We start from the raw sequence: 19,934 nt of genomic DNA on the forward strand, positions 1-19,934 counted from the left end.
TCCCTCCTTAACTGCTTTGTTCGACGACGAGGGCGACGTTTCGTGGATACAAGGAGCGATAGAGCGCGGGTAACAGTAGGACGATTTGAGTGACCGCGCAAAGTGTGTATGAAATCGTCGCCCCGTATAGTCCGTACAACGGAATCAAGAGGCTACAAGCGACGAGATTGACGACGACACTGCCGAAGATCGAGAGTGTCTGGATTCGAAACTGCTGGAAGCCGGTCAGTAGTGCTTGAATGACGGTCGAATTATAGAAGAACAACGACGCGACCATCATCAAGACGAAAATCAGATGATATTTGACGAACGACGCATTGTAGAAAATCGTCAAACCCCACTTTCCGAAGAAGATTGCTCCAAGAATCAGGAGGATCCCGACGACGTTCGTCATCAGTAACATCGACCGTGTCAGCTTGCGCAGTTCCGGTAAACTTTGGCGTTCTCCAGTCTCTGACGAGAAGTTCGGCAATAAGACAGCAATCAAAGAGTGGATGAACAGACTACCAAGTACGAGTAGATAGGCGATGCTGGCATAATATCCGAGCTCTTCGGTGCCGATCGCATGTCCAACGAATAACCGTGGGATGTTCGCGTTCAAGGCGATCAGTAGAGCGACGAACCCGAGTGGCATCGCTTTAAGGAACAGCTCCTTACCGGATCGATATCGTAAGTCGAGCGCTTGATTGTCAAAACCACGACCGACCCGGCGAATCGTCGGGAGATCGTAGACGAGTAACATGATCAAGTTCCCAGTGATCAAGGCGATGACGAATCCCTGGATCGAATGGGTCGTAAAGAGGACGAGTGCTGCGCCTGAGACGTTCAGGAGACTGCGAAAAATCTTCGAGATGGCGACTTCCTTGAAGGCAGTGTGTCCCTGTAAGAAGCCGTATCCGAGATCAGCGAACGACTCCATGTATTTATTGAGATAGACGAGTAACGTCAGCAGTAAGATGTTCGCTTCACCGAAGAAATAATAGACACCAAGGAGGACGAACACACCTGCCGAGAGGAGCGAAAAACGGGTCTTGATGAAGAGCCAGAAGTTCGTCAGTCCAGCCCTCTCTGCCGTCAGGATCGTACTGGCATTCAACCAACAGAACATGACGATTGGTGCGGTGATGGCAAGGGCGTAATTGAAGTAGCCGATATTGAGCGGTGTACTCCATTTGATCAGGAGCGTCAAAATCATCCATTGATGCAATGAATATGCTGTATCCGCAATGAAAATGAGATTGAAGCGAGACAGCCGGACCGTTTTCATCGTTCTCCCCCCTCTCTATTTACGAGCGATCCGCATCGTCGGCGCGACTGGGTCGGCATCAGTCTCGTTCGTCACTTCTAATAAATACTGGCGAAGTGTCTCGTCCCGATCGAGCGCTTGGGCGATCTCACGCAAGTACGGATCGACGGAGCCGAACGGGCGTGTCTTTCCGACGAGGATCTTCTCGAAGACGAGTTCGTCATGCACCTCATCACGAGCGAGCAGTTCCTCGTAAAGTTTCTCCCCTTTTCGAATCCCGCTATAGACGATCGGGATCTGTTCTTCTGTAAATCCACTCAAGTGAATCAAGTTTTTCGCAAGTGTCGTGATGTGGACCGGTTCACCCATATCAAGGACGAACACTTCGCCACCTTTTGCGAGGACACTCGCTTGAATGACGAGACGACTCGCTTCCGGAATCGTCATGAAGTAACGTGTCATCCGGGGATCGGTGATCGTGATCGGTCCACCTTTCGCGATTTGTTCCTTGAAAAGTGGGATGACGGAACCGCGGCTTCCGAGGACGTTGCCGAACCGGACGACGGCGAACGTCGTTTCGCTATTTCTTGCCATCTGCTGGATGACCATCTCAGCGATTCGTTTCGTCGCGCCCATCACGCTCGTCGGGTTGACTGCCTTATCGGTCGAGATCATGACGAAGCGTTTGACTCCAGCCGCTTCTGCTGCTCGGGCGACGTTACGTGTTCCGTAGATATTATTCTTGACGGCTTCGCTCGGATTATCCTCCATCAGCGGGACGTGCTTATGGGCTGCCGCATGATAGACAAGGTCCGGTTCGAAGCGTCGCATGACTTCAAGCATCCGGTCACTGTCCTGTACATCGGCGATGACGGATTCGAACTGGATGTCCTGGCTGAGACACTCGAGTTCCCGGCGAATCAGGTAGATACTGTTTTCACCGTGTCCAAGAAGAACAAGTCGTTCAGGACGAAAACGAATCAGTTGCCGGCAAATCTCGGAACCGATTGATCCACCGGCACCGGTGACGAGGACCGTCGCTCCATGCACGCTTCGTTCGATTTCCGTGATATCAAGCTCGACTGGTTCCCGTCCGAGTAAATCAGCGATTGAGACTTCACGGATTTGTTGAATCGAGACCTTACCGGAAGCGAGTTCGACGAGCATCGGTAACGTATGCGCCTCGACTTGCGTCTGTTTAATTCGATTCAACAGTTCGATTCGTCGCGGATACGATAAGGACGGGATCGCGAGGACGACCGCTTCAATCTTTTGTTCCTCGATGATGCATTCAAGTTGCTCGATCGCTCCGATGACAGGAACACCGTGAATTCGCATCCCGCGTAGTTCAAGCGAGTCATCGAGTAATCCGACGACGTTTAAGATATGCGATTTCTTTTGTTTCAGTTCTTTCGTGATCATCTGTCCGGAAGCTCCGGCACCGATGATTAGCGTTCGTTTGCCGAGCGTCTTATGCTCCGGAACGAGTCTGAGACTACGGCCACGAATCAACAACCGGACGAATAAGATACCGTTCAAGACAAGTCCTGTCTGCAAGAAGATCGCCCGTTCGACCGCAAAGTCGAACAACGCATATTCAAGACCAAGTAAAACGAAACTGCTGGCAAGGACGACGACGAGGAGAACGGCGAGATCACGTAAACTCGCGTAGCGCCAGATGATTTGATAGAAACGCATCCAATGAGCGACGAAGGTGAGGGCAATCCACTGGATGAGTGCGATTTCGAGCGCATCCTGTAACTCGAAATTGACGGTGAGATGGAGCGGATTAAAGAAGTAGAACGTTACTACGGTTGCGAGTGCGATGACTCCGGCGTCGATCAGGCGAAGGAGTCCAATCTTCAACTGCCGACGATACGGGGTAAGCGGGGAATGCTGCATGATGGTGTCTCCTCTCCTCTCTCATGAGTGCGTCCGGGGAATGACTTTCGGATAACTGTCGGTCGCTTCACGTGTCACTTCTTTTTTGCTTAACGAGCGCGAATAGACGATCAGGAGTCCGAGCATTAAACCAAGGACACCACCGATTCCCGTATTCATCAAAATGTTCGGGGATACGGGCTTCGTTGGAATTCGTGCACTGGAGAAGACTTCCGTCTTACTCGTGTTAATCAGTTGCGGGAGATAATCCTGGAAGACTTCCGTCATCGTATTTGCCTGAATGGCTGCCTGCTCCGCTGAACGATCCGTGATGGATAAGGCGATGACTTGCGAATCGAGATTGCTCGAGACCGTCAGACGATCCGTCAAATCGAATAATCGCTTGTCGGTGACGTTCATCTTTTGGGCGACCTGATCGACGACCTCTGGGCTTCGCAAGATATCTTGATAGGTACTGACGAGTGTCGGCGTCGATGTCGCCTCTGCGTTTGCTTGAGGAACGACGAGGATGTAGGCCGTCGCTTCATATGTCTTCGGAATGACATACGTGCTGAGTGCATATCCGGCACCTGCGAAGAGCATCGTGAAGAGTGCCAGTAGCCACCAGCCGCGTCGGAGTGTCGTCAGATGATCTCCAAAGGTTTTTCTTTGATGCATCGAGCTCACTGTTGTTCACCTCTTTCTAGCTTGACCGAATGGATGGACATTGGTTATGTCTACACCTTATTTCCAATCGAATTCCAAAACAATTAGAGCTTGGTGAAAATGATTATATTTTTTTCGGTAGCTATCTCGTTTGCGTGACGCGAGTTCACAGCAGGAATTCATGTCACAAAAAAAACGCGATTCACGAAAAAATGATTGCGTTTTTCTTAATATTTTTTCATTGGTATGCATGATTTTTTAAAATATGAGGGTAAATACAAATTTGACGATTAAAAAGTATTTGAATCGGTAATAAGTCCTATATGAAGGGTGGATAGTCTTTAGAAATCATGTTAAAATCAGTCAATATACCCACATCGTTTGCCTTATCCATCCTAGTCATTTGGATCATGCTCGATGTTTGGATTCGTCCTCTATCCTTTACGGACGAAGTGTTACCTAAACAGTGGTCACTTTGGTTGCTTCCTGCCTACATCGTTCTGTTCAGCGTCTGTTGGTTCATCTTACGACCGTTCTATCGCGTCAATCGAACAACTGGACATCAAATCGGATTTATTTTTCTGATTTATCTGACATTTCATATTGTATTTTTCTTTTTTAACGCGAATACGGATCGTGTCCTTGCTTCGCTTTACCTCATTTCGACTTGGCTTTTCGTCGGCATCGTCTCTTCGCTCTCACGTACATCGATCGATCAATGGCATCGTCTTCTGTATTACTTCCTTTACGGACAAGCCGTCTTTCTCGCTTCCTACGCACTCATCGTCTCGTTTGGCACAGAGTATGTTCCGGTCGAAAACCTACAATGGCTTCGAATCGGTCCTTTGTCGTTTCCTCAGCTGTATGTCGGAGAGCAAGGTTCATTCCTTCGCCTTGCTGGACTGATGAACAATCCGAATACGTTCGCAGCGTGGCTCGTTCCGGGAGGACTGCTTGCTTGGGTCTATCTACTGCGACAGTTTCCACGTTGGCAAAGTCTTCTGCACGCTGTTTTCTTACTCCTGATCGTCATTGCTTTGCTAAGGAGCGGTTCGCAGACAGGAATCTACTCCTTCGTCCTCCTGGCACTCTTGACGAGTATTCGAATGGTTCCGGGAACGAGACGCCGGATGCAGGTAGCTGCCTGTTATGTGACAGGAAGCCTGATCTTATGTGCCGTCTTCGCATTTCAAGGTCTGCTTCCTCGTCTGCTCAGTCTTAACGGACGATTTACGCTTTGGCAAGCAGGATGGCACGCTTCCGCTGACGCGCTCTGGTTCGGTCACGGGATCGGAAGTGCCCCGCGTGGAATGCAGGAACAACTCGGGGAACGGATTCTTTATACATTTCACAGCACACCGATCACGTTTCTCTACGAATTCGGTCTCATCGGTTGTCTGTTGTACGGTGCAGTCTTTCTGTATCTGTTTTATCGACTGCTTCGCATTCAGACGACGGATCTCGCTTTCCTCGCGCTCTTGCTAGCCAGCTGGCTCGGGTTACTCCAATTCACGGAAAGTGTTCTCGTCAGACCGAGTGGATTTTATTTCATTTGGCTCAGCCTTCTCGCTTATGCGTCGCTTCGTCGACCTCCACCTCACGACAGTACCCACACCTAGACGCACCTACACGAAAGGGGTATGACATCATGAAGAAATGGACAGAACAACAAGTCATCGATAGCCTGATCGAAGCTAGTATCGAATATCCCTCTCTCGACGCAAAGACATATGCGCGCTGGTCGGTCGGAAAAGACATTCCATCGATCACGACGATCATCAATGTATTCGGCTCTTGGCGTGAAGCACTCCAAGCCGCTGGTCTCTCATCGATCCGTCCGTATTTTTCAGATGAAGAGATTCTTACTTTCATCAAGGAAGCATCGACACGTTTACATCCCTTCCATAGTAATAGCTACCGGGAGTGGGCAAAGGCCAAACACGGTCCATCCTTGACGCTGATCAACTTACGTTTCGGCTCTTGGTCACGTGCGCTTGAAGAAGCACAGATCGAGATGACACGCTCCATCTCGATGACGGAAGAACGGATCATCACTGCTTTACTTGAAGCTTCCGATGTCCTTCCGCGTCTGACAACACAGACGTATGCGATTTGGGCACAGGAAAATGGACATCCGACAGTCGCGACGATTGCCCGTAAATATGGTTCGTGGGCAGATGCTCTCGCTTGCCTTGACATCGCTCCACCTCGCCGGAAATGGGTCGAAGAAGACGTCCTTGAAGCACTGCGGCAGGCACAAGAAGAATTACCTTCTCTCAGCATCATCCATTACCGAAAATGGGCAGAAGGTCGCTCGGTTCCGAGCACCTCGACAATCAACGCCCTCTTCGGCAGCTGGACCTCCGCCGTGCAATGCCTCAAGCGTGCACGCGTTTCTCTTTCCTAATCCTTTTCTTCCATCTAAAAAAGAGTGACCCGGTACGTTACCGGATCACTCCTTTTTCGTGCGTATCATGATTTTTCGATCTGCTCAAGTAAAGATGCCGGCAATAGTGTCACCGTATCGTGCTTCAACAAATAGATGTCTTCCGTATACGCCCCGATCCGTCGAGGATTGCGTTGCCCGTGGAGATTGTTTCGGATCGCTTTCGGAAAATTGACCCCACACTCATAGGCATGAAGATACCCCCCACCAAATCGTGGATTGATTTCCGACAAGTAGAGCGTTCCGTCCACATCGAACAGATCAAAATCTAGTGGACCGACGAGACGAGTTCCCGCTAAGACCTGCTCAATCAATTCAAAGACGTCGTCGCGTTTGACCGAGCGACTCTTATCCGTTTCTCCTGCGCGCATGACGAGTTTCTCCTTAATGAAAATATCCGTCACTTCATGCGTCAGCCAATCGACATACACATCAACGCCAAGCTCTTGTCCTCTTAAGTATTCCTGAATCAATAAATTCGGATGGACAGCGAACAATCCTTCGACGACCTGAAGGGAGGAGACAACCTGGACATGAAGACTAGCACTGCCGTTACGTGGTTTTACGAAGACTGGAAATGCGACTTCCCCTTGCGCGAGCGCATTTTTAAATGCGTCGAGCGTCGCATATGTCCGTGCATGGGCAATCCCTTCCGTGACACAATACGTATACATAGCGTATTTATCAAAGCATAACTGGCACGCATCCATCGGTGAGACAAGGACCGTGACACCGATCGCTTCAAATCGTTCCGTTGCCGCTGCGAGCAACTCCAGTTCGGGATCGATCAATGACAACAGCGCCGTTACGCCTTCCCGCTGACACAACTCTAGTAGATGATCGATATACCCCGGTGCGTCGATGCGCGGGACAAGATGATGACGCTCCGTCATATAAAGACCCGGTGCAAGTGGATTACAATCCGCAGTACTGACGTGACCGTCCGGCATCTCACGAACGAAGTACTCGACCAGTTTCGTCCGGCGACCGACGCTTGTCATCAACAAATGGGCAGTCTTCATAGGGCCATCTCCTTCGTTAAAAGTGATGCCTTTTCTTTTCGTGCCAGAAAGAAAGACTTCCTGCTTGGCGCTGTACTTTTTTCCTACGAACGAGCAGATAGCATCCGATTCCGATCAATGCTCCGGTTCCGTCGAGTAACACATCTTGGACGAGACCAGTCCGGTCACCCGTTAAAATTTGATGAAACTCATCAAACACAGCGATGGTGATTGCTAATGAGTAAGCGAACAAGACGGCAAGACCCGGTGTCAAACGACGACGCGTCAAATCAATCAAACCGATACCTAATACGAGAAACGTCGAGACGTGCGCTGCTTTACGAATGAAAAATTCAATGAATCCACTGCGTCCGAGCGCCGCTACACTGACTTCTCCATGATACGAGAAGGAGATGAATCGTAGATGATCGACGAATCCTAATGGGATATAGCGAGATAGACCAGGTTTGATCGATTGCTCCTGATAGGGCATCGAACTTGAGATGAAGAGGATCAATAGGACGGCAAAGACGACATAGCCGGACCAGGTGATTTTTTTCATGAAGACACTCCCTTATGTGATATCACTTTAGAATAGCACGGACAGAAACGATAGGCGATTATCTCCGAAAATCAATTTCTATTTTAACCCAGTTCATTTTTTTAGTTTCCTTGAAAAACGATATTTTACATTTATCAGGTTTCTTTTATACTGAAAGTGGTTAATTAGTACTATAAAGAATGAGCTGAAGAATAGGAGTGGAGTGCCATGAATCGTGCACTAGGTAAAAAAATCATGCAATTGCGCAAACAACACAAGTATACTCAAAAATTTTTAGGTGAACGGTGTGGTGAATCAGCAACGGACATTTCCGCTTACGAACGTGGTCAGCGCATTCCCTCTGCTCAAGTTTTGGAACGATTGGCTCTTGCTTTAGACACGACGATCATTGATCTCATCGATCCGAAGTATGTACAGCATCCTTCATTGAGTGAATTCATGCAACAAGCGCTTGAACCATCGCAACCGCTTGATCTAAAGCTCATTCTTGAAGATTTACTGGTTCATCTCAGTCTATCGAAGGAAATCTATTTTGATGGTCGACTCGTCTCATCACCTGTCCGGGATGAGATGGCAACGTCCATTGATCAAGCATTAAAGCGGGGTCTTTCTTCTATCGAAGCGTAAAAAGAGATCAAAATCAGCTGATTTTGATCTCTTTTTTTATTCTGTTTGGACGATATGATCGATGTATAATTGATTGTCGTCATATGTTGCTTCTAATAACTGACGAAAAAACGTATTTTCGCTTGTTTTCTCGGATACGAATACACGTGTGTAATGCTTATGCGCCTGCTCGAGTACAGTGAATTTCAAAGTACGGGCAGGTGAAGCGAAAAACAATTGACGACCGGGATAACCAAAGGCGTCCATCGCTTTCGATTCTTCTAAGAAATGAAAAGGTTCGTCTGGAAACAAGGTCTCAATGAACGATAGACAACTTTGTTGAAAGGTACTTCCGCTCTGATTTTCCATGATACATCCGGCTCCTCTTTCTTATGATGTACTTTGAATCGTGCAAAGGAAACTACTGTATCTCATTACCCAGTCTTTAGACCTATTCAAACCAATATATTACATATATTTTTTATTTTATTATTACATTATATTTTGCATTTATTGTTTTTCGAACTCCAATACCATCATTGTCTTTCCTTCATATAGAAATTGTCCATGATAACGCGATAACGTCGCAAATTCAAACAGCGTTTTTGGTTCGTATAGATATTCGACCGCATAACTGACTTTTTCCTCTTGTCCGGATTTGAGATAAGCGTTGAACAAGAGACGTTCCCCATCGATATGATAGCCATAGAAAAGTAATGTCTTTTGAAAGCGTCGTGTCGCAATCGGATGGACAATTGATTTTAGGTGATCGATGTGATGCAAGGACACGAGCAAGCGTCCACCCTGTCGTAGCAACTGACGGATGTTGCGGAAGAACAACAGCAGTTCTCCGCGTGTATAACGTAAAATCGTCGTTCCCGGTAAGATGATCCGGTCAAAATACTCAGGTCCGACGACGTCCGTCACGTCATGACTCCAGCCGTAGATCTTATGTTGATAGCGCTCCGCGATCTGTTTCGTCCGCGCAGCTTCCGGTTCGATCAGATAAAGGTCATACCCCTCGTCCGACAAAAGATTAAACAGGGATGGATCAAACGTTCCGTAAAATAGGATCCGCTCTCCTTTTTGTAGATAACGTCGATAGAGCATCAACTCATCGACTTCATTTAACTGTTGTGCTTCTTGGTACAATCGACCAATTCGTTCATCTGCCTGTACATGATCGAGCACTTGGACACGGGAGTAGCTACCTTTACGCAAAAACGGACCAAATAAGACCTCACCCATGATACATCAACTCCTTGTAATGCTGAATCGCTTCCGCATAATCTGCGCCGAGTCGCTCTGGCAACACGTCGAATTGTTCCTTTTGATCCGCTTCTAAAATCCAGAGGAACGCTTCGTTCGTCTCGAACAGACGTAACGTCGTTCGATCGAACGCAAAACACCCTTCCTCATTTTGAATGCCGATCAATGTTAACGGTCCAATCCGTCCAGACGTCCGGGGTAATTCAAGATCCGAGTAAGGGGTGATGAAACGGCTCGTCCCTTGAAACGACCCTGCCAGTTGATACAACAACGGAAACAACTCCAGTTCCGTTTGCGACGCGAGCGCCTCCGGTTGCGGTTGCTGTTCTCGAAGACATTCAATATCGCTTGAAATATCCGCACTCAACTGAATCGTTTTTTGTCGATCAGCGTAAATCCCGTCCGCAAAAAAGAACAGGCGATGCGAGACGCGTAATCCGCTTACTGTCGCATAATCGAGAATCCCCATCGATTGATCGTTTTGAATGCACCCCGTTTGCTGCCAGTCTTGTAACCGCTCGGCAAGTGCATCGCGAGATAACACTGTCAGCTGTGACGCAAGTGACGGAGATAAACCATCTGAGAACGTCAACAAAATCGGGGTCCTGCTCATCAGTTCGATGATCGGCAGATCGTGCCGCATCGGATGGTCAAAATAGATGACACTATTGATTGTCATCAATTGAAAACTGTCTACTGGAATCCGGTCCAACAATGAGCTGTCCTCGATATAGACATGACGCAGCGGTTGCGGATGGTGCGGCACGGATGCCGGATAGACACCCGTCATCAACGAAAGGAGAGCATGATGAACAGCCGGAACGGATGCCGAAACCGGTATCTCTTCCTGCGGTAAGAAGAGACCGTTCAGGAAATCCGGTTGACCGAACAGAACCTCCCCGTTCTGCCGGATCAAATGAAACTGGACGTGTAGCATCTCGTGTTGCAAATAGGCAACGAGACGCAACGTACGCTCCCCTTCTCCTTGGAGGACGAAGACGTAGTGCTCATATTCCTGAAAATCCATGTAATCGAGTAAATCATGAAACGTATGCGTATCATAATCAAAGGCATCGATTGAAATACGATGTCTCTCACAAAAAGTCTGCATCGCGGTAGATGGCAAGGAACGTTGCAGCCAGCCGTCTTGTTCCGATAAAAGTGATAATCCGATCATGTCCTCTCTCCTTTCTCGTCAAGTGATTGAAAAAAGGGCTTCATTCTCTACGATCCGAATGAAGTCCTTTTTGTGTGTATTAAGCCGATTTAACAGTTGCTTTTGGTTTCGTATTAGTCCGGTCCATTTCCCGATGAGCGAGGGGGGCGACGGAGACGGTAGCAGGATTGAGACACCAAGCGCATGAAGTCATGTTACGTCGCGTTTCTTTTAAGATGAGTGTCATGGTTGTACCCCTTTCTGAATCAAGTGAGATGGTCGTTGAAACATTGATACGAAATCTAGTAAATCAGTGGTATCCCGTTCAGTTCGCTTCTATAATAGAAATTGGTACCCTGTACCAGTTCAATCTTTACGAAAGGACGAGGAGCCGATGGATCAATTCATGTCACCGCAAATCGGCTTAGCATTACGCCGACTGCGAAAGAAACATAATCTGACACAAAAAGATTTATCAAACGGAATTTGCAGTCAAGCAGAGATCAGTAAGATCGAGAGTGATACGCATTCGCCGACAGTCGAATTATTGTATGCTTTATCAAAGCGATTACAAGTTCCATTGTCAGCGTTCTTAGACCCTACAAATCAACAAACGAATTTACGAACGATTGACGAAGAATTACTTTATAAATTTAGAAATCAGGACTTTGAAGGCATTTATAAACAAAGTAAAGTCGCACTATCTAACGCTAATACTTCATTTGAACATTCATTATTATATAAATATTATTTCTTCATTTGCTCGTATAGACTAGGAAAAATCGATTACCGTACATGTATAGTAGAGCTCCAAAATCTATCTAATGAATACTCCACTTCATATTATTCACCGAATATGCTAATTCGAATTAAATCTGCGATTGCGAATCTGTATTCTGAAAATAGAAGTTTTCAATACAGTATCAATGTTTATGAAGAAATATTAAATCTCAACTTTGACAATGATGATTTAATCGTCGATCGAATTAGAATTTCGTATAATTTTTCAAAGATTCTTTTAGAATTTCAAAAACATAATCGAGCACTTACTATAATTGATGAAGCAATTGAAACAAGCTTAAAATTTAAAGATATGTCGTTACTCGGACAATTGTACTCTCAAAGAGCTGCTTGTTTAGATAAATTAGGTGCTCCATCACAAGAAATTATTAGAACTTTTGATAAATCATATTTTTTGTTTGAATTATTAGGAATGAAAGAGTATCAAAAAATTATTAAAACGATGAAAGAAGAATATCTAGCCAAATAGCTGTATCAATATACGAATTTCAATTAAGCTCGTTTTACTGCGTACTCAAGTGGAATTCCATCAATAGCCACATCTGTTTTTTGTGAATACTCTAAAGGCAATCCTTTGATCGCTACATCGAAAGCTGGAGCATACTCAAGTGGTAATCCTTTGATCGCTAAGTCTGTTCTTTCTGAATACTCGAGTGGCAGTCCTTTAATCGCTAGGTCTGTTCTTTCTGAGTACTCGAGTGGCAATCCTTTGATCGCTACATTAGTTTCAAGCTGACTAGCAACGCCAGCACCAACAGTAACAGACAATGATAAAGCTGCAATCGCTAAACCTAATTTCTTTTTCAAGTTCATTTAAATAACCTCCTATTATTTTTCGTATGGCTTCGTAACAACATCATATAACCTTAGACCCCCTCTAAATATTCGAATACGAATATTTATGGTATTTTACACATTATTTTCACTTTCTATTACTTTTGGCGCGGGTCATATGTCCCGAATACTGCATTTTTTTTACAAATCATCCATCAATATGTCGAACTTGTGTATGAAAATAGATTTTTTTGAATATTCCATCATGATGAAATTTCGTAACAAACAAAAAAGAGAGCTGGTTCAACTCACACGAGTCGAACCAGCTCTCTTTATTTTGATGATTGTCGTAACGCGATGACATAAAATATACCGAGTATGAGAATCACACCTAGTAGTATCGAACTAATTGTTGTCCGAGTCGACGTATCCGGCATCCATATCCCAAGTCCCAAATTGATTGCTGCGATAATTAGGACGAGCCAAACGATCGTACGTGGTCGCATACCGATCTCCTTCCTGGTCTCCTCTGCCGTTCGCTCACCGAATATGCTATGGTGACAATAACAAAGGAGGTTCTGTTCATGAATAGACTTGCAGTATTTTGTGGTTCTAAAGATGGTGCGCATCCAGTCTTTCGCGAGGCTGCTGAGAAGCTTGGTCTAGCGCTCGCCGCTCACGGCATTGGACTCGTATACGGCGGTTCCCGCGTTGGGACGATGGGAGCTGTCGCGGATGCTACGCTTACGGCTCAAGGTCAAGCGATCGGTGTCCTCCCCCACTTTCTACAAGAAAAGGAATTAGCACACCCGGAACTGACTGAATTGCACCTCGTCCACTCGATGCACGAGCGGAAAGCAAAGATGTCAGAGCTGGCCGATGGCTTCATTATTCTTCCAGGCGGACCCGGAACGATGGAAGAGTTTTTCGAAGTCTTCACGTGGGCACAACTCGGTCTGCATGAAAAACCGTGCGGTGTACTCAACATTGACGGGTACTATGACCCCTTGATTGCCCTGTTCGACACGATGGAACGTCAAGGATTCTTGATTCCCGAACACCGAGCGATGCTGGTCGTCGAGTCGGATCCGGATCGTCTCTTAGAACGCTTCGCCACATATGAAGCACCACGAGTCAAAACGTATATGGATCGCTCACAAACCTGATGAAAGCGGAGTCCTCGACTCCGTTTTTTTTGATGCATTCGCATACTCTTCCGATATTTCTTCTCTCACTTACTAGTTTTCTCCACTCCTTTTCAGGATTCCTACTCTTTGGGCACAAAAAAACCAGATGCACAGAGGCATCTGGTAAAACGTTAGAAGAACTTCATGATTGCGTCGCTAAGATTCGTCAAAGATGGTGTCTCATCAATGACCATCAAACTACCTGCCGCAATCGCGAGTAATCCGAGACCTGATAAAATCCAGCCAGGATGTTTTACGTTGACGTCAGCATCGACGTTTTCTTTTCCGGACCGCGCATTTGCTGCTTGTTCCTTCAAGCGATCGCGACGGTATTGATGTTGTTCCTCTTTTGACCATTTCTTATATTCTGCGAGGAACTTCTTATATTCCGGTAAGACATCCTTCGTCGTCCCGTCGAGTCGAACTTGACCGTATTCGAGCCAGACGACACGCTCACAGAAACTCTTGATTTGTGAGAGCGAGTGACTGACGAAGATGATCGTCTTGCCTTCGTCCTTGAATTCGTTCATCTTATCGATACAACGGTTATAGAAGGTTTGGTCACCGACCGATAATGCTTCATCGACGATCAAGATGTCGGCATCGACATTGACGGCGATTGCGAAACCAAGTCGTGACTTCATCCCACTCGAGTATTTCTTGATTGGCTGATCAATGAAGTCACCGATATCCGCGAAATCGATGATTCCAGGCATCCGACGTTCGATTTCCGCATCGTCCATCCCAAGCAGGAGACATTTCAAGCGAATGTTCTCGCGTCCTGTCAGCACGTTCTTCAATCCTTGGGACACGGCGATGATTGCGACTTCTCCGTTGATCGCGACGTTTCCTTCGTTCGCGTAGATGATTCCTGAAATCAGATTCGAGAGCGTCGATTTACCCGAACCGTTGATTCCGACGAGACCGACGACTTCTCCTTTTCCGATCTCAAGTGAGATATCGCGTAAAGCTGTAAAGGTTTTAACGCTCTTGCTTTGATTTTTGAACAAGAGCTTGAATTTTTCTTTCGTAGTCGTGACCATGTCGAAGCGTTTCGTGACATGGTCGAGTTTAATCATAGACATGGCGATTTCCTTCCCTTAAACGAGCTCAGTGAATGATTTACGGAACTTGATGTGCAAGAACGTTCCGGCTGAGAATAAGAGGAGCGTGACACTCCAGAAGTACAGACCCGTTGGCCATTCTTGCCAGACCCAATGTCCGCCGAGCAAGCTCGCCCGGTATCCCTCGACGAGGTAGTAGACTGGATTCAAGCGTAGGACACCATGCAAGACGTCCGGGAACCGCTCGATGTTCCAAAGGATCGGTGTCATATAAAAGAGCATCCGCATCATTGATTGCAAGAAGAGCTGGATGTCCTTGACGAGTGTGACGAGCGTTGAAAAACAAAGCGAAAAGGCATAGACGAAAATGTAGGTGGCAATCATATAATACGGCAATTGAAGCAGTTTCCACGTGATCGGAATACCGTTCGCAATGATGACGACGATGACGATCGCAAGCATCGCGAAATGTTGATACATCCGTGACAAGATGACATACGATGGAATCGCACTCATCGGGAAACGCATCTTCGTTACCATCGCGAGACGGCTGTTGATCGAATTCGAACCCCGAAGCAAGGCATCGTTGATGAAGAACCAGACGACGATCCCGCAAAGGAGCCAGACGATGAATGGAATGTTTCCATCGACGTCTTTATTTCCGCGCAGACCGACCCCGAAGACGAACCAGTAGATGAAGATTTGGAGACCCGGATTGAGGAGCTCCCATAAAAGGCCAAGGCGCTGCTCTGCATGCGCTGATTTGATTTCATATCGCGCCAACCGGCGAATCAGGGGGAAATTATCGACCTGTTCCCGGATGATACTTCTCATTTCTTTCAGCATAAGTGTAAGTTCCTTCCGATTCATGATACATGTATTTTATTTTCATATTCGTTGATTCCACTCAAAAAAGACGGATGCCGTCCGCGATTGCTCAAACGAACGCTCCCTCCGCGTGAACGGGACCATGCCCGGTCGATTCTGACTCGCCTCCTTCTTCGTTTACTCGTGCATGATAGAAGCAATACTTCCTATATACACTTAATCAATTCTAGCCATCGGGAAAAAGCGTGTCAATGTATTGGACGAACCGACACCAAACTGTAGTTTTTCAGACACGAAAAAACCGGCGGGTAACCACCGGTCATCTCCTAGTTTGCTTCCTTCATGCGTGATTAAAATGTGGAAATTCGATCGTCGTCGGTGGCGAAGCAAGCCCCCATACGAGGAGGACCGTAATCACACAAATAATGCCGACAAGAACGCCTCCTCGAATCGTATCATTCATCCAGCGTTGCCCCTTTTCATCCAAACTGCTTGTATACTGATATCATACAATATTTAGCAATTTTCGACCACTAAAAAATCGACATTTAATGGAAATGTTTAACGATTGTTCATATTCTTTCGTTTCATTTTTATCCAAGACAAGATATAATGAAAGCGCTATCATTTAAGCGAGAAAGCGAACGTTCGGATTTGAATCCTATCAAACGAACGACTCCCATGGGTTGTCATGTTGTCGGACCTAAGAATTTACGTTATTTACAAAAGGTTCATCCCACGAAGCTTTCCAAACCCTTTATAGTAGAAGAAGAGGTCAACGATCGCAGCTCGACCTTGCATTCATACCCCACTCTTGAAGGAGGATTTTTACGTATGTACAAATCAAAACCGCTTTACGCGGCAGCTGTGGCTGTCGCCCTGACGACATCGGCAATCGTGCCGGTTGCCCAAACGACAGTTTCGGCTGCAACGCATGTCAAAGTCAAAACGGTCAAACTCAAGTCACTCGTCTTCACGAAAGGTGCTCCGGTCAAACTCCCTGCTACATATAAAGGTGAGAAGATCACATGGAAATCGTACGATCGCCATGCGTTCAACCGTTACCAAACGGTCAAAGGCACATACGGTAAGAAAAAGAATCCGATTGAGATTAAAATCTACATTCAGAACTATGCTGTAAAGATCATTGAAAAAGTGGAAGCTCAAACAATCTATGTCGATCAAAAACCAGAATTGCCAAAAACATTAGGTATTCTTTATGCTACAGGTCGTATACATGACAAACCAGTCCGTTGGTCGAAGGTCGATACGAGCGAAGCGGGTGTGAAATATGCGGTCGCAAGTTATACACGCCTCGGAAAGACAATTACATTAAAAGCAAAAATCACAGTTCTCGACGTCAACACGGATGACTTCTCGATCGGTTTGATGCATACGAACGATACGCACGCGAACCTCGATAAGACACCAAAACGTGCGACAGTCATCAAAGAACTTCGCGCAGCTTACCGTGCAGAAGGTAAACCATCGCTTCTATTAGATGCAGGTGATGTCTTCTCTGGAACACTCTACTTCAACAAGTTCCTCGGTCAAGCGGATCTTGAACTGATGAACTATATGAAATACGATATGATGACGTTCGGTAACCATGAGTTCGATCTTGGGGATACAGACAATAACATCGCCTTGAAGAACTTCGTCACTAAGGCGAAATTCCCGTTCATCACGGCGAACGTCGATTTCAGCAAAAATAAGTCGTTCAAGGGTCTACAAAAGAAAACAATCACTGCAGGGCCGGAGCGCGGCAAGATTTATCAAGGCATCATTAAGGAATACAAAGGTCAAAAAATCGGTTTCTTCGGTCTGACGACAGAAGAGACGAAAGATATCGCAAGCCCAGGTACGGTTGCGTTTGCAAACTATATTGCTAGCGCTAAAGCTGCTGTCAAAAAGCTTGAAGATCGTGGCGTCAATAAAATCGTAGCGTTGACACACATCGGTTTTGATGACAACGAAGCAATCGATAACGATCAATTGCTTGCACGTAATGTCGACGGGATTGATGTCATCGTCGGCGGTCACTCGCACACGAAACTTGAAAAACCGGTCGTCGTTGATGAGACGGTCGTTCCAGGCAAAGCAGAACCGACAATCATCGCTCAAGCCTACCAATACGGTGATTTCCTCGGAAATCTTGATTTGACGTTCGACTACAAAGGAAAATTGACTGAGTATAACGGTTCATTGATTGATGTTTCTACAGCAAAAGAAGATGTGCGTGCGGCTGAAATCCTTAAGCCATATGCAGATCAAATCGCTGAGTTGAAAAACGAAGAAGTCGGTGCGAATATCGTTAATGCCCTTCCAAACCCACGCGGCGAAATCAGTGTCCGCAACAGTGAAACGGCTCTCGGAAACTTGATCACGGATGGTATGCTCAAAAAAGCGAAAGAATACAATAAGGATACAGTCATCGCGATGCAAAACGGTGGAGGGATCCGTGCTGCCATTGATGCCGGACCACTTACTGTCGGTGAAGTCTTAACGACGCTTCCATTCGGTAACACGCTCGCGACAGCGAAGATGACCGGTGAAGAAATCAAGAATCTTCTTGAAATCAGTGTTGGGGTTGCGCCAAAAGAAAACGGTGGTTTCCTCCACGTCTCGGGTATGAAGTTCGAATACGACAGCACGAAAACAGCTGGAGAGCGCGTCACGAAGATCGAAGTCAAAAATGGTGACACGTACGATCTTATTGATCCAGCGAAGACTTATGTTCTCGCAACGAATGCCTTCACAGCTAAAGGCGGCGATGGTCTCACACCATTCGCAACGGCTTATAAAGAAGGCCGTGTCACGGACCTCGGTCTCTCTGACTGGGAAAACCTACGTGATTTCACGAAATCACTCGGTGAAGTCAATTACAACATCGAAGGTCGTATCGTCGACACATCAAAATTATCAAACTAATTCAATACAACAAACAACCGCAGGTCTTCTCGATCCATTCGAGAGAGCCTGCGGTTGTTGTTTTATAACGTTTGCGCGGAGTGCTGTTTCAACAGATCAATGATTTCATCGAGTTCATACTCCTGTGCCATCATCAGCGGCGTGAAGCCATCCGCATTTTTGATCGACGGGTCGGCACCGCGCTCGAGCAATAGCTTGACTGTCTGTTTCCCCTCACCCTCGACAGCATGATGAAGCGGCGTGAACTGATCGTCATCTTGTTGGTTGATTTTCTCGCCTCGTTTCAAATACAGATCGACGAGTTCATCGTTATTGCTGAAGACAGCTGTAATGAATGGTCGCTCGCCAAAGTCATTGACGGCATCGACATCACTCCCTGCTTCTAGCAGTTCCTTAAAGATCGATTCAAGCCCCTTACTCGACTTCCGGTAACCGAGATAATGCAGTGCTGTATCCCCATCTGCATCGACTGCTGTCATATCACTTTCCGGAATCAAGCGATGGATATCTTCAAGCTTTCCTTTTTGAATCGCTGCCATCAATTCCGTCTCATTTAAATTCTGATCGTTCGTTTTTGCCGTCGCCGTATCGTTACTGGCTGCCGTTTGCGTTCCCGCTTCGTTCAGCAAGATCCCTGCCCCTGCACTGACGAAGAACATGACCGTCAGAACACTAAGCGTGATGATGATTCCTTGACTATAACGTAGGAAAGGACGGGGTTGATCGAGCGGTTCACCCGTCAAGCGAAGCCGTTCCAGCATGGATAGATTGGTCTGTAGCTTCTCATACAATAAGACAGAAAACGTCCGTTGCTGACGCTTCTCCGCCGTATAGGAAACGATATCCGTCGTCGCAAGAAGTGTTGGTCCGAGAATATCCTCAAAGATCGCTTGCCGGGCACACTGGTTGGATACAAGCGGTAGAACCATCTGATAACGAGTCCGTTCGCATGCCCGCGTGTAAGCCGGACGTAAAAATGGAACCCAGCTCCCGATCCAAAGCAACACCTGCTTTTCTTGATGATTTCGTTTAATGCGTGCAAGTTCAAGCAGTAACTGGAATCGCCGTACCTCTGTCAATTCCAAATATGACGTCGGAAGAACGATCAAATACTTTTGAAATAATCCGATGACATGCGGTCGTTTCACGTCATCTTGGAAATAGATTTCTGGCATCCGCCATAGTTGCAACTGTTCTGTATGTATACGGATTTGCTCGAACAACTCTGGGAACTGCTCGGCACTCAAGCGAACCCCTTCACTTCGAATCCGGGACACTCGTTGCCACTGTCGTAGCCAGAGTATCAACAATAGGATCACAAGACCCACCATCACATAAATACCGGCCTGCCCTGTTTCAAACACTAATCCAATAATGGCACCGACCGTCACGATGGCGATGCCTAACAACAAACTAAAGTAGACGGTTTCTTTGCGGGTCACCGCTTGCCTGATCCGGTGCGCGGGATCGATTCGTTCATGCATCTCCTGCTCCATGTGTCATCTCCCTCATCTGT

The 19,934-nt window shown here is 46.6% G+C and carries 21 protein-coding genes; 6 read left to right on the forward strand and 15 right to left on the reverse strand.

What is annotated here, in order from left to right; translation table 11 throughout:
• Nucleotides 1-7 precede the first annotated feature (7 nt).
• The 3 genes from MKY22_RS13640 to MKY22_RS13650 are packed head-to-tail and all read right to left on the reverse strand — an operon-like array spanning nucleotide 8 to nucleotide 3,805.
• Nucleotides 8-1,267: an oligosaccharide flippase family protein gene (locus MKY22_RS13640; RefSeq protein ID WP_341089263.1), complete on the reverse strand. Its 1,260-nt coding sequence runs from the start codon at nucleotides 1,265-1,267 to the stop codon at nucleotides 8-10.
• Nucleotides 1,268-1,282: 15 nt separating this feature from the next.
• Nucleotides 1,283-3,148: a polysaccharide biosynthesis protein gene (locus MKY22_RS13645; protein ID WP_341089266.1), complete on the reverse strand. Its 1,866-nt coding sequence runs from the start codon at nucleotides 3,146-3,148 to the stop codon at nucleotides 1,283-1,285.
• A 21-nt stretch (nucleotides 3,149-3,169) separates the two neighbouring features.
• Nucleotides 3,170-3,805, reverse strand: coding sequence for a YveK family protein (locus MKY22_RS13650; RefSeq protein WP_231496901.1), 636 nt, complete (start codon nucleotides 3,803-3,805; stop codon nucleotides 3,170-3,172).
• 338 nt (nucleotides 3,806-4,143) lie between these two features.
• Here MKY22_RS13650 and MKY22_RS13655 point away from each other — a divergent pair, with 338 nt between their 5' ends.
• Both MKY22_RS13655 and MKY22_RS13660 read left to right on the forward strand, forming a co-directional pair.
• The gene (locus MKY22_RS13655; RefSeq protein WP_341089271.1) at nucleotides 4,144-5,412 is read left to right on the forward strand and encodes an O-antigen ligase family protein; all 1,269 of its coding nucleotides are present in this window, start codon (nucleotides 4,144-4,146) and stop codon (nucleotides 5,410-5,412) included.
• Nucleotides 5,413-5,441: 29 nt separating this feature from the next.
• Nucleotides 5,442-6,200 carry a homing endonuclease associated repeat-containing protein gene (locus tag MKY22_RS13660; protein WP_290774633.1) on the forward strand — a complete coding sequence of 253 codons (759 nt, stop codon included), beginning with the start codon at nucleotides 5,442-5,444 and terminating at the stop codon, nucleotides 6,198-6,200.
• 65 nt (nucleotides 6,201-6,265) lie between these two features.
• Here MKY22_RS13660 and MKY22_RS13665 read toward each other — a convergent pair whose 3' ends face one another.
• Entirely contained in the window at nucleotides 6,266-7,261 is a 996-nt protein-coding gene (locus MKY22_RS13665) for an ATP-grasp domain-containing protein (RefSeq protein WP_290752742.1), read from the reverse strand.
• Between the two features lie 16 nt (nucleotides 7,262-7,277).
• Entirely contained in the window at nucleotides 7,278-7,802 is a 525-nt protein-coding gene (locus MKY22_RS13670) for a VanZ family protein (protein WP_056063286.1), read from the reverse strand.
• A gap of 207 nt (nucleotides 7,803-8,009) precedes the next feature.
• Between MKY22_RS13670 and MKY22_RS13675 the strand changes: the two genes are divergently transcribed.
• Entirely contained in the window at nucleotides 8,010-8,429 is a 420-nt protein-coding gene (locus MKY22_RS13675) for a helix-turn-helix domain-containing protein (RefSeq protein ID WP_035410414.1), read from the forward strand.
• Nucleotides 8,430-8,465: 36 nt separating this feature from the next.
• Here the strand turns inward: MKY22_RS13675 and MKY22_RS13680 are convergent, their stop codons facing one another.
• From MKY22_RS13680 to MKY22_RS13695, 4 genes are all read right to left on the reverse strand, one after another.
• Nucleotides 8,466-8,777, reverse strand: a complete 312-nt coding sequence (locus MKY22_RS13680; RefSeq protein ID WP_341089285.1) for a hypothetical protein — start codon at nucleotides 8,775-8,777, stop codon at nucleotides 8,466-8,468.
• 141 nt (nucleotides 8,778-8,918) lie between these two features.
• Complete coding sequence (locus MKY22_RS13685) at nucleotides 8,919-9,656, reverse strand: hypothetical protein (protein WP_312193226.1); 738 nt, start codon at nucleotides 9,654-9,656, stop codon at nucleotides 8,919-8,921.
• Entirely contained in the window at nucleotides 9,649-10,854 is a 1,206-nt protein-coding gene (locus MKY22_RS13690) for a hypothetical protein (protein ID WP_341089289.1), read from the reverse strand. The genes MKY22_RS13685 and MKY22_RS13690 overlap by 8 nt, the downstream gene beginning before the upstream one ends.
• Before the next feature lie 79 nt (nucleotides 10,855-10,933).
• The gene (locus MKY22_RS13695; protein WP_313122264.1) at nucleotides 10,934-11,080 is read right to left on the reverse strand and encodes a hypothetical protein; all 147 of its coding nucleotides are present in this window, start codon (nucleotides 11,078-11,080) and stop codon (nucleotides 10,934-10,936) included.
• Nucleotides 11,081-11,227: 147 nt separating this feature from the next.
• On the opposite strand from MKY22_RS13695, the gene MKY22_RS13700 reads away from it, so the two are divergent.
• Nucleotides 11,228-12,103 (forward strand): helix-turn-helix domain-containing protein, encoded by an 876-nt coding sequence (locus tag MKY22_RS13700; protein WP_341089294.1) that lies wholly within the window; start codon nucleotides 11,228-11,230, stop codon nucleotides 12,101-12,103.
• 23 nt (nucleotides 12,104-12,126) lie between these two features.
• Here the strand turns inward: MKY22_RS13700 and MKY22_RS13705 are convergent, their stop codons facing one another.
• Together MKY22_RS13705 and MKY22_RS13710 are read right to left on the reverse strand one after the other, a co-directional pair.
• On the reverse strand, nucleotides 12,127-12,447 hold the full coding sequence (locus tag MKY22_RS13705; protein ID WP_056063305.1) for a hypothetical protein: 321 nt from the start codon (nucleotides 12,445-12,447) through the stop codon (nucleotides 12,127-12,129).
• Nucleotides 12,448-12,740: 293 nt separating this feature from the next.
• Nucleotides 12,741-12,914, reverse strand: coding sequence for a hypothetical protein (locus tag MKY22_RS13710; RefSeq protein WP_200934380.1), 174 nt, complete (start codon nucleotides 12,912-12,914; stop codon nucleotides 12,741-12,743).
• 78 nt (nucleotides 12,915-12,992) lie between these two features.
• Here MKY22_RS13710 and MKY22_RS13715 point away from each other — a divergent pair, with 78 nt between their 5' ends.
• Nucleotides 12,993-13,574 carry an LOG family protein gene (locus tag MKY22_RS13715; protein ID WP_341089301.1) on the forward strand — a complete coding sequence of 194 codons (582 nt, stop codon included), beginning with the start codon at nucleotides 12,993-12,995 and terminating at the stop codon, nucleotides 13,572-13,574.
• A 152-nt stretch (nucleotides 13,575-13,726) separates the two neighbouring features.
• On the opposite strand, the gene MKY22_RS13720 is transcribed toward MKY22_RS13715, so the two are convergent.
• The 3 genes from MKY22_RS13720 to MKY22_RS13730 form a co-directional block, all read right to left on the reverse strand.
• Nucleotides 13,727-14,680, reverse strand: a complete 954-nt coding sequence (locus tag MKY22_RS13720; RefSeq protein ID WP_035410435.1) for an ABC transporter ATP-binding protein — start codon at nucleotides 14,678-14,680, stop codon at nucleotides 13,727-13,729.
• Between the two features lie 15 nt (nucleotides 14,681-14,695).
• A complete protein-coding gene (locus tag MKY22_RS13725) occupies nucleotides 14,696-15,493 on the reverse strand; it encodes an ABC transporter permease (protein ID WP_290784557.1) in 798 nt (265 codons plus the stop codon).
• 334 nt (nucleotides 15,494-15,827) lie between these two features.
• Nucleotides 15,828-15,950, reverse strand: a complete 123-nt coding sequence (locus MKY22_RS13730) for a hypothetical protein (protein ID WP_255359374.1) — start codon at nucleotides 15,948-15,950, stop codon at nucleotides 15,828-15,830.
• A gap of 371 nt (nucleotides 15,951-16,321) precedes the next feature.
• Here MKY22_RS13730 and MKY22_RS13735 point away from each other — a divergent pair, with 371 nt between their 5' ends.
• Complete coding sequence (locus tag MKY22_RS13735; protein ID WP_341089305.1) at nucleotides 16,322-18,418, forward strand: bifunctional metallophosphatase/5'-nucleotidase; 2,097 nt, start codon at nucleotides 16,322-16,324, stop codon at nucleotides 18,416-18,418.
• Nucleotides 18,419-18,480: 62 nt separating this feature from the next.
• Here the strand turns inward: MKY22_RS13735 and MKY22_RS13740 are convergent, their stop codons facing one another.
• A complete protein-coding gene (locus tag MKY22_RS13740; RefSeq protein WP_341089307.1) occupies nucleotides 18,481-19,914 on the reverse strand; it encodes an ankyrin repeat domain-containing protein in 1,434 nt (477 codons plus the stop codon).
• Nucleotides 19,915-19,934 lie beyond the last annotated feature (20 nt).

The sequence above is a fragment of the Exiguobacterium sp. FSL W8-0210 genome (assembly GCF_038006045.1).
Lineage (GTDB): Bacteria > Bacillota > Bacilli > Exiguobacteriales > Exiguobacteriaceae > Exiguobacterium_A.

Excerpts from the sequence above, each read along its gene's own strand:
- MKY22_RS13660 (WP_290774633.1), top strand. The coding sequence starts at position 5,442 with ATGAAGAAATGGACAGAACAACAAGTCATCGATAGCCTGATCGAAGCT.
- MKY22_RS13695 (WP_313122264.1), bottom strand. The coding sequence starts at position 11,080 with ATGACACTCATCTTAAAAGAAACGCGACGTAACATGACTTCATGCGCT.
- MKY22_RS13710 (WP_200934380.1), bottom strand. The coding sequence starts at position 12,914 with ATGCGACCACGTACGATCGTTTGGCTCGTCCTAATTATCGCAGCAATC.
- MKY22_RS13680 (WP_341089285.1), bottom strand. The coding sequence starts at position 8,777 with ATGGAAAATCAGAGCGGAAGTACCTTTCAACAAAGTTGTCTATCGTTC.
- MKY22_RS13720 (WP_035410435.1), bottom strand. The coding sequence starts at position 14,680 with ATGTCTATGATTAAACTCGACCATGTCACGAAACGCTTCGACATGGTC.
- MKY22_RS13640 (WP_341089263.1), bottom strand. The coding sequence starts at position 1,267 with ATGAAAACGGTCCGGCTGTCTCGCTTCAATCTCATTTTCATTGCGGAT.
- MKY22_RS13735 (WP_341089305.1), top strand. The coding sequence starts at position 16,322 with ATGTACAAATCAAAACCGCTTTACGCGGCAGCTGTGGCTGTCGCCCTG.
- MKY22_RS13725 (WP_290784557.1), bottom strand. The coding sequence starts at position 15,493 with ATGAGAAGTATCATCCGGGAACAGGTCGATAATTTCCCCCTGATTCGC.
- MKY22_RS13675 (WP_035410414.1), top strand. The coding sequence starts at position 8,010 with ATGAATCGTGCACTAGGTAAAAAAATCATGCAATTGCGCAAACAACAC.
- MKY22_RS13655 (WP_341089271.1), top strand. The coding sequence starts at position 4,144 with ATGTTAAAATCAGTCAATATACCCACATCGTTTGCCTTATCCATCCTA.
- MKY22_RS13715 (WP_341089301.1), top strand. The coding sequence starts at position 12,993 with ATGAATAGACTTGCAGTATTTTGTGGTTCTAAAGATGGTGCGCATCCA.
- MKY22_RS13690 (WP_341089289.1), bottom strand. The coding sequence starts at position 10,854 with ATGATCGGATTATCACTTTTATCGGAACAAGACGGCTGGCTGCAACGT.
- MKY22_RS13730 (WP_255359374.1), bottom strand. The coding sequence starts at position 15,950 with ATGAATGATACGATTCGAGGAGGCGTTCTTGTCGGCATTATTTGTGTG.
- MKY22_RS13705 (WP_056063305.1), bottom strand. The coding sequence starts at position 12,447 with ATGAACTTGAAAAAGAAATTAGGTTTAGCGATTGCAGCTTTATCATTG.
- MKY22_RS13740 (WP_341089307.1), bottom strand. The coding sequence starts at position 19,914 with ATGGAGCAGGAGATGCATGAACGAATCGATCCCGCGCACCGGATCAGG.
- MKY22_RS13685 (WP_312193226.1), bottom strand. The coding sequence starts at position 9,656 with ATGGGTGAGGTCTTATTTGGTCCGTTTTTGCGTAAAGGTAGCTACTCC.
- MKY22_RS13700 (WP_341089294.1), top strand. The coding sequence starts at position 11,228 with ATGGATCAATTCATGTCACCGCAAATCGGCTTAGCATTACGCCGACTG.
- MKY22_RS13650 (WP_231496901.1), bottom strand. The coding sequence starts at position 3,805 with ATGCATCAAAGAAAAACCTTTGGAGATCATCTGACGACACTCCGACGC.
- MKY22_RS13645 (WP_341089266.1), bottom strand. The coding sequence starts at position 3,148 with ATGCAGCATTCCCCGCTTACCCCGTATCGTCGGCAGTTGAAGATTGGA.
- MKY22_RS13670 (WP_056063286.1), bottom strand. The coding sequence starts at position 7,802 with ATGAAAAAAATCACCTGGTCCGGCTATGTCGTCTTTGCCGTCCTATTG.
- MKY22_RS13665 (WP_290752742.1), bottom strand. The coding sequence starts at position 7,261 with ATGAAGACTGCCCATTTGTTGATGACAAGCGTCGGTCGCCGGACGAAA.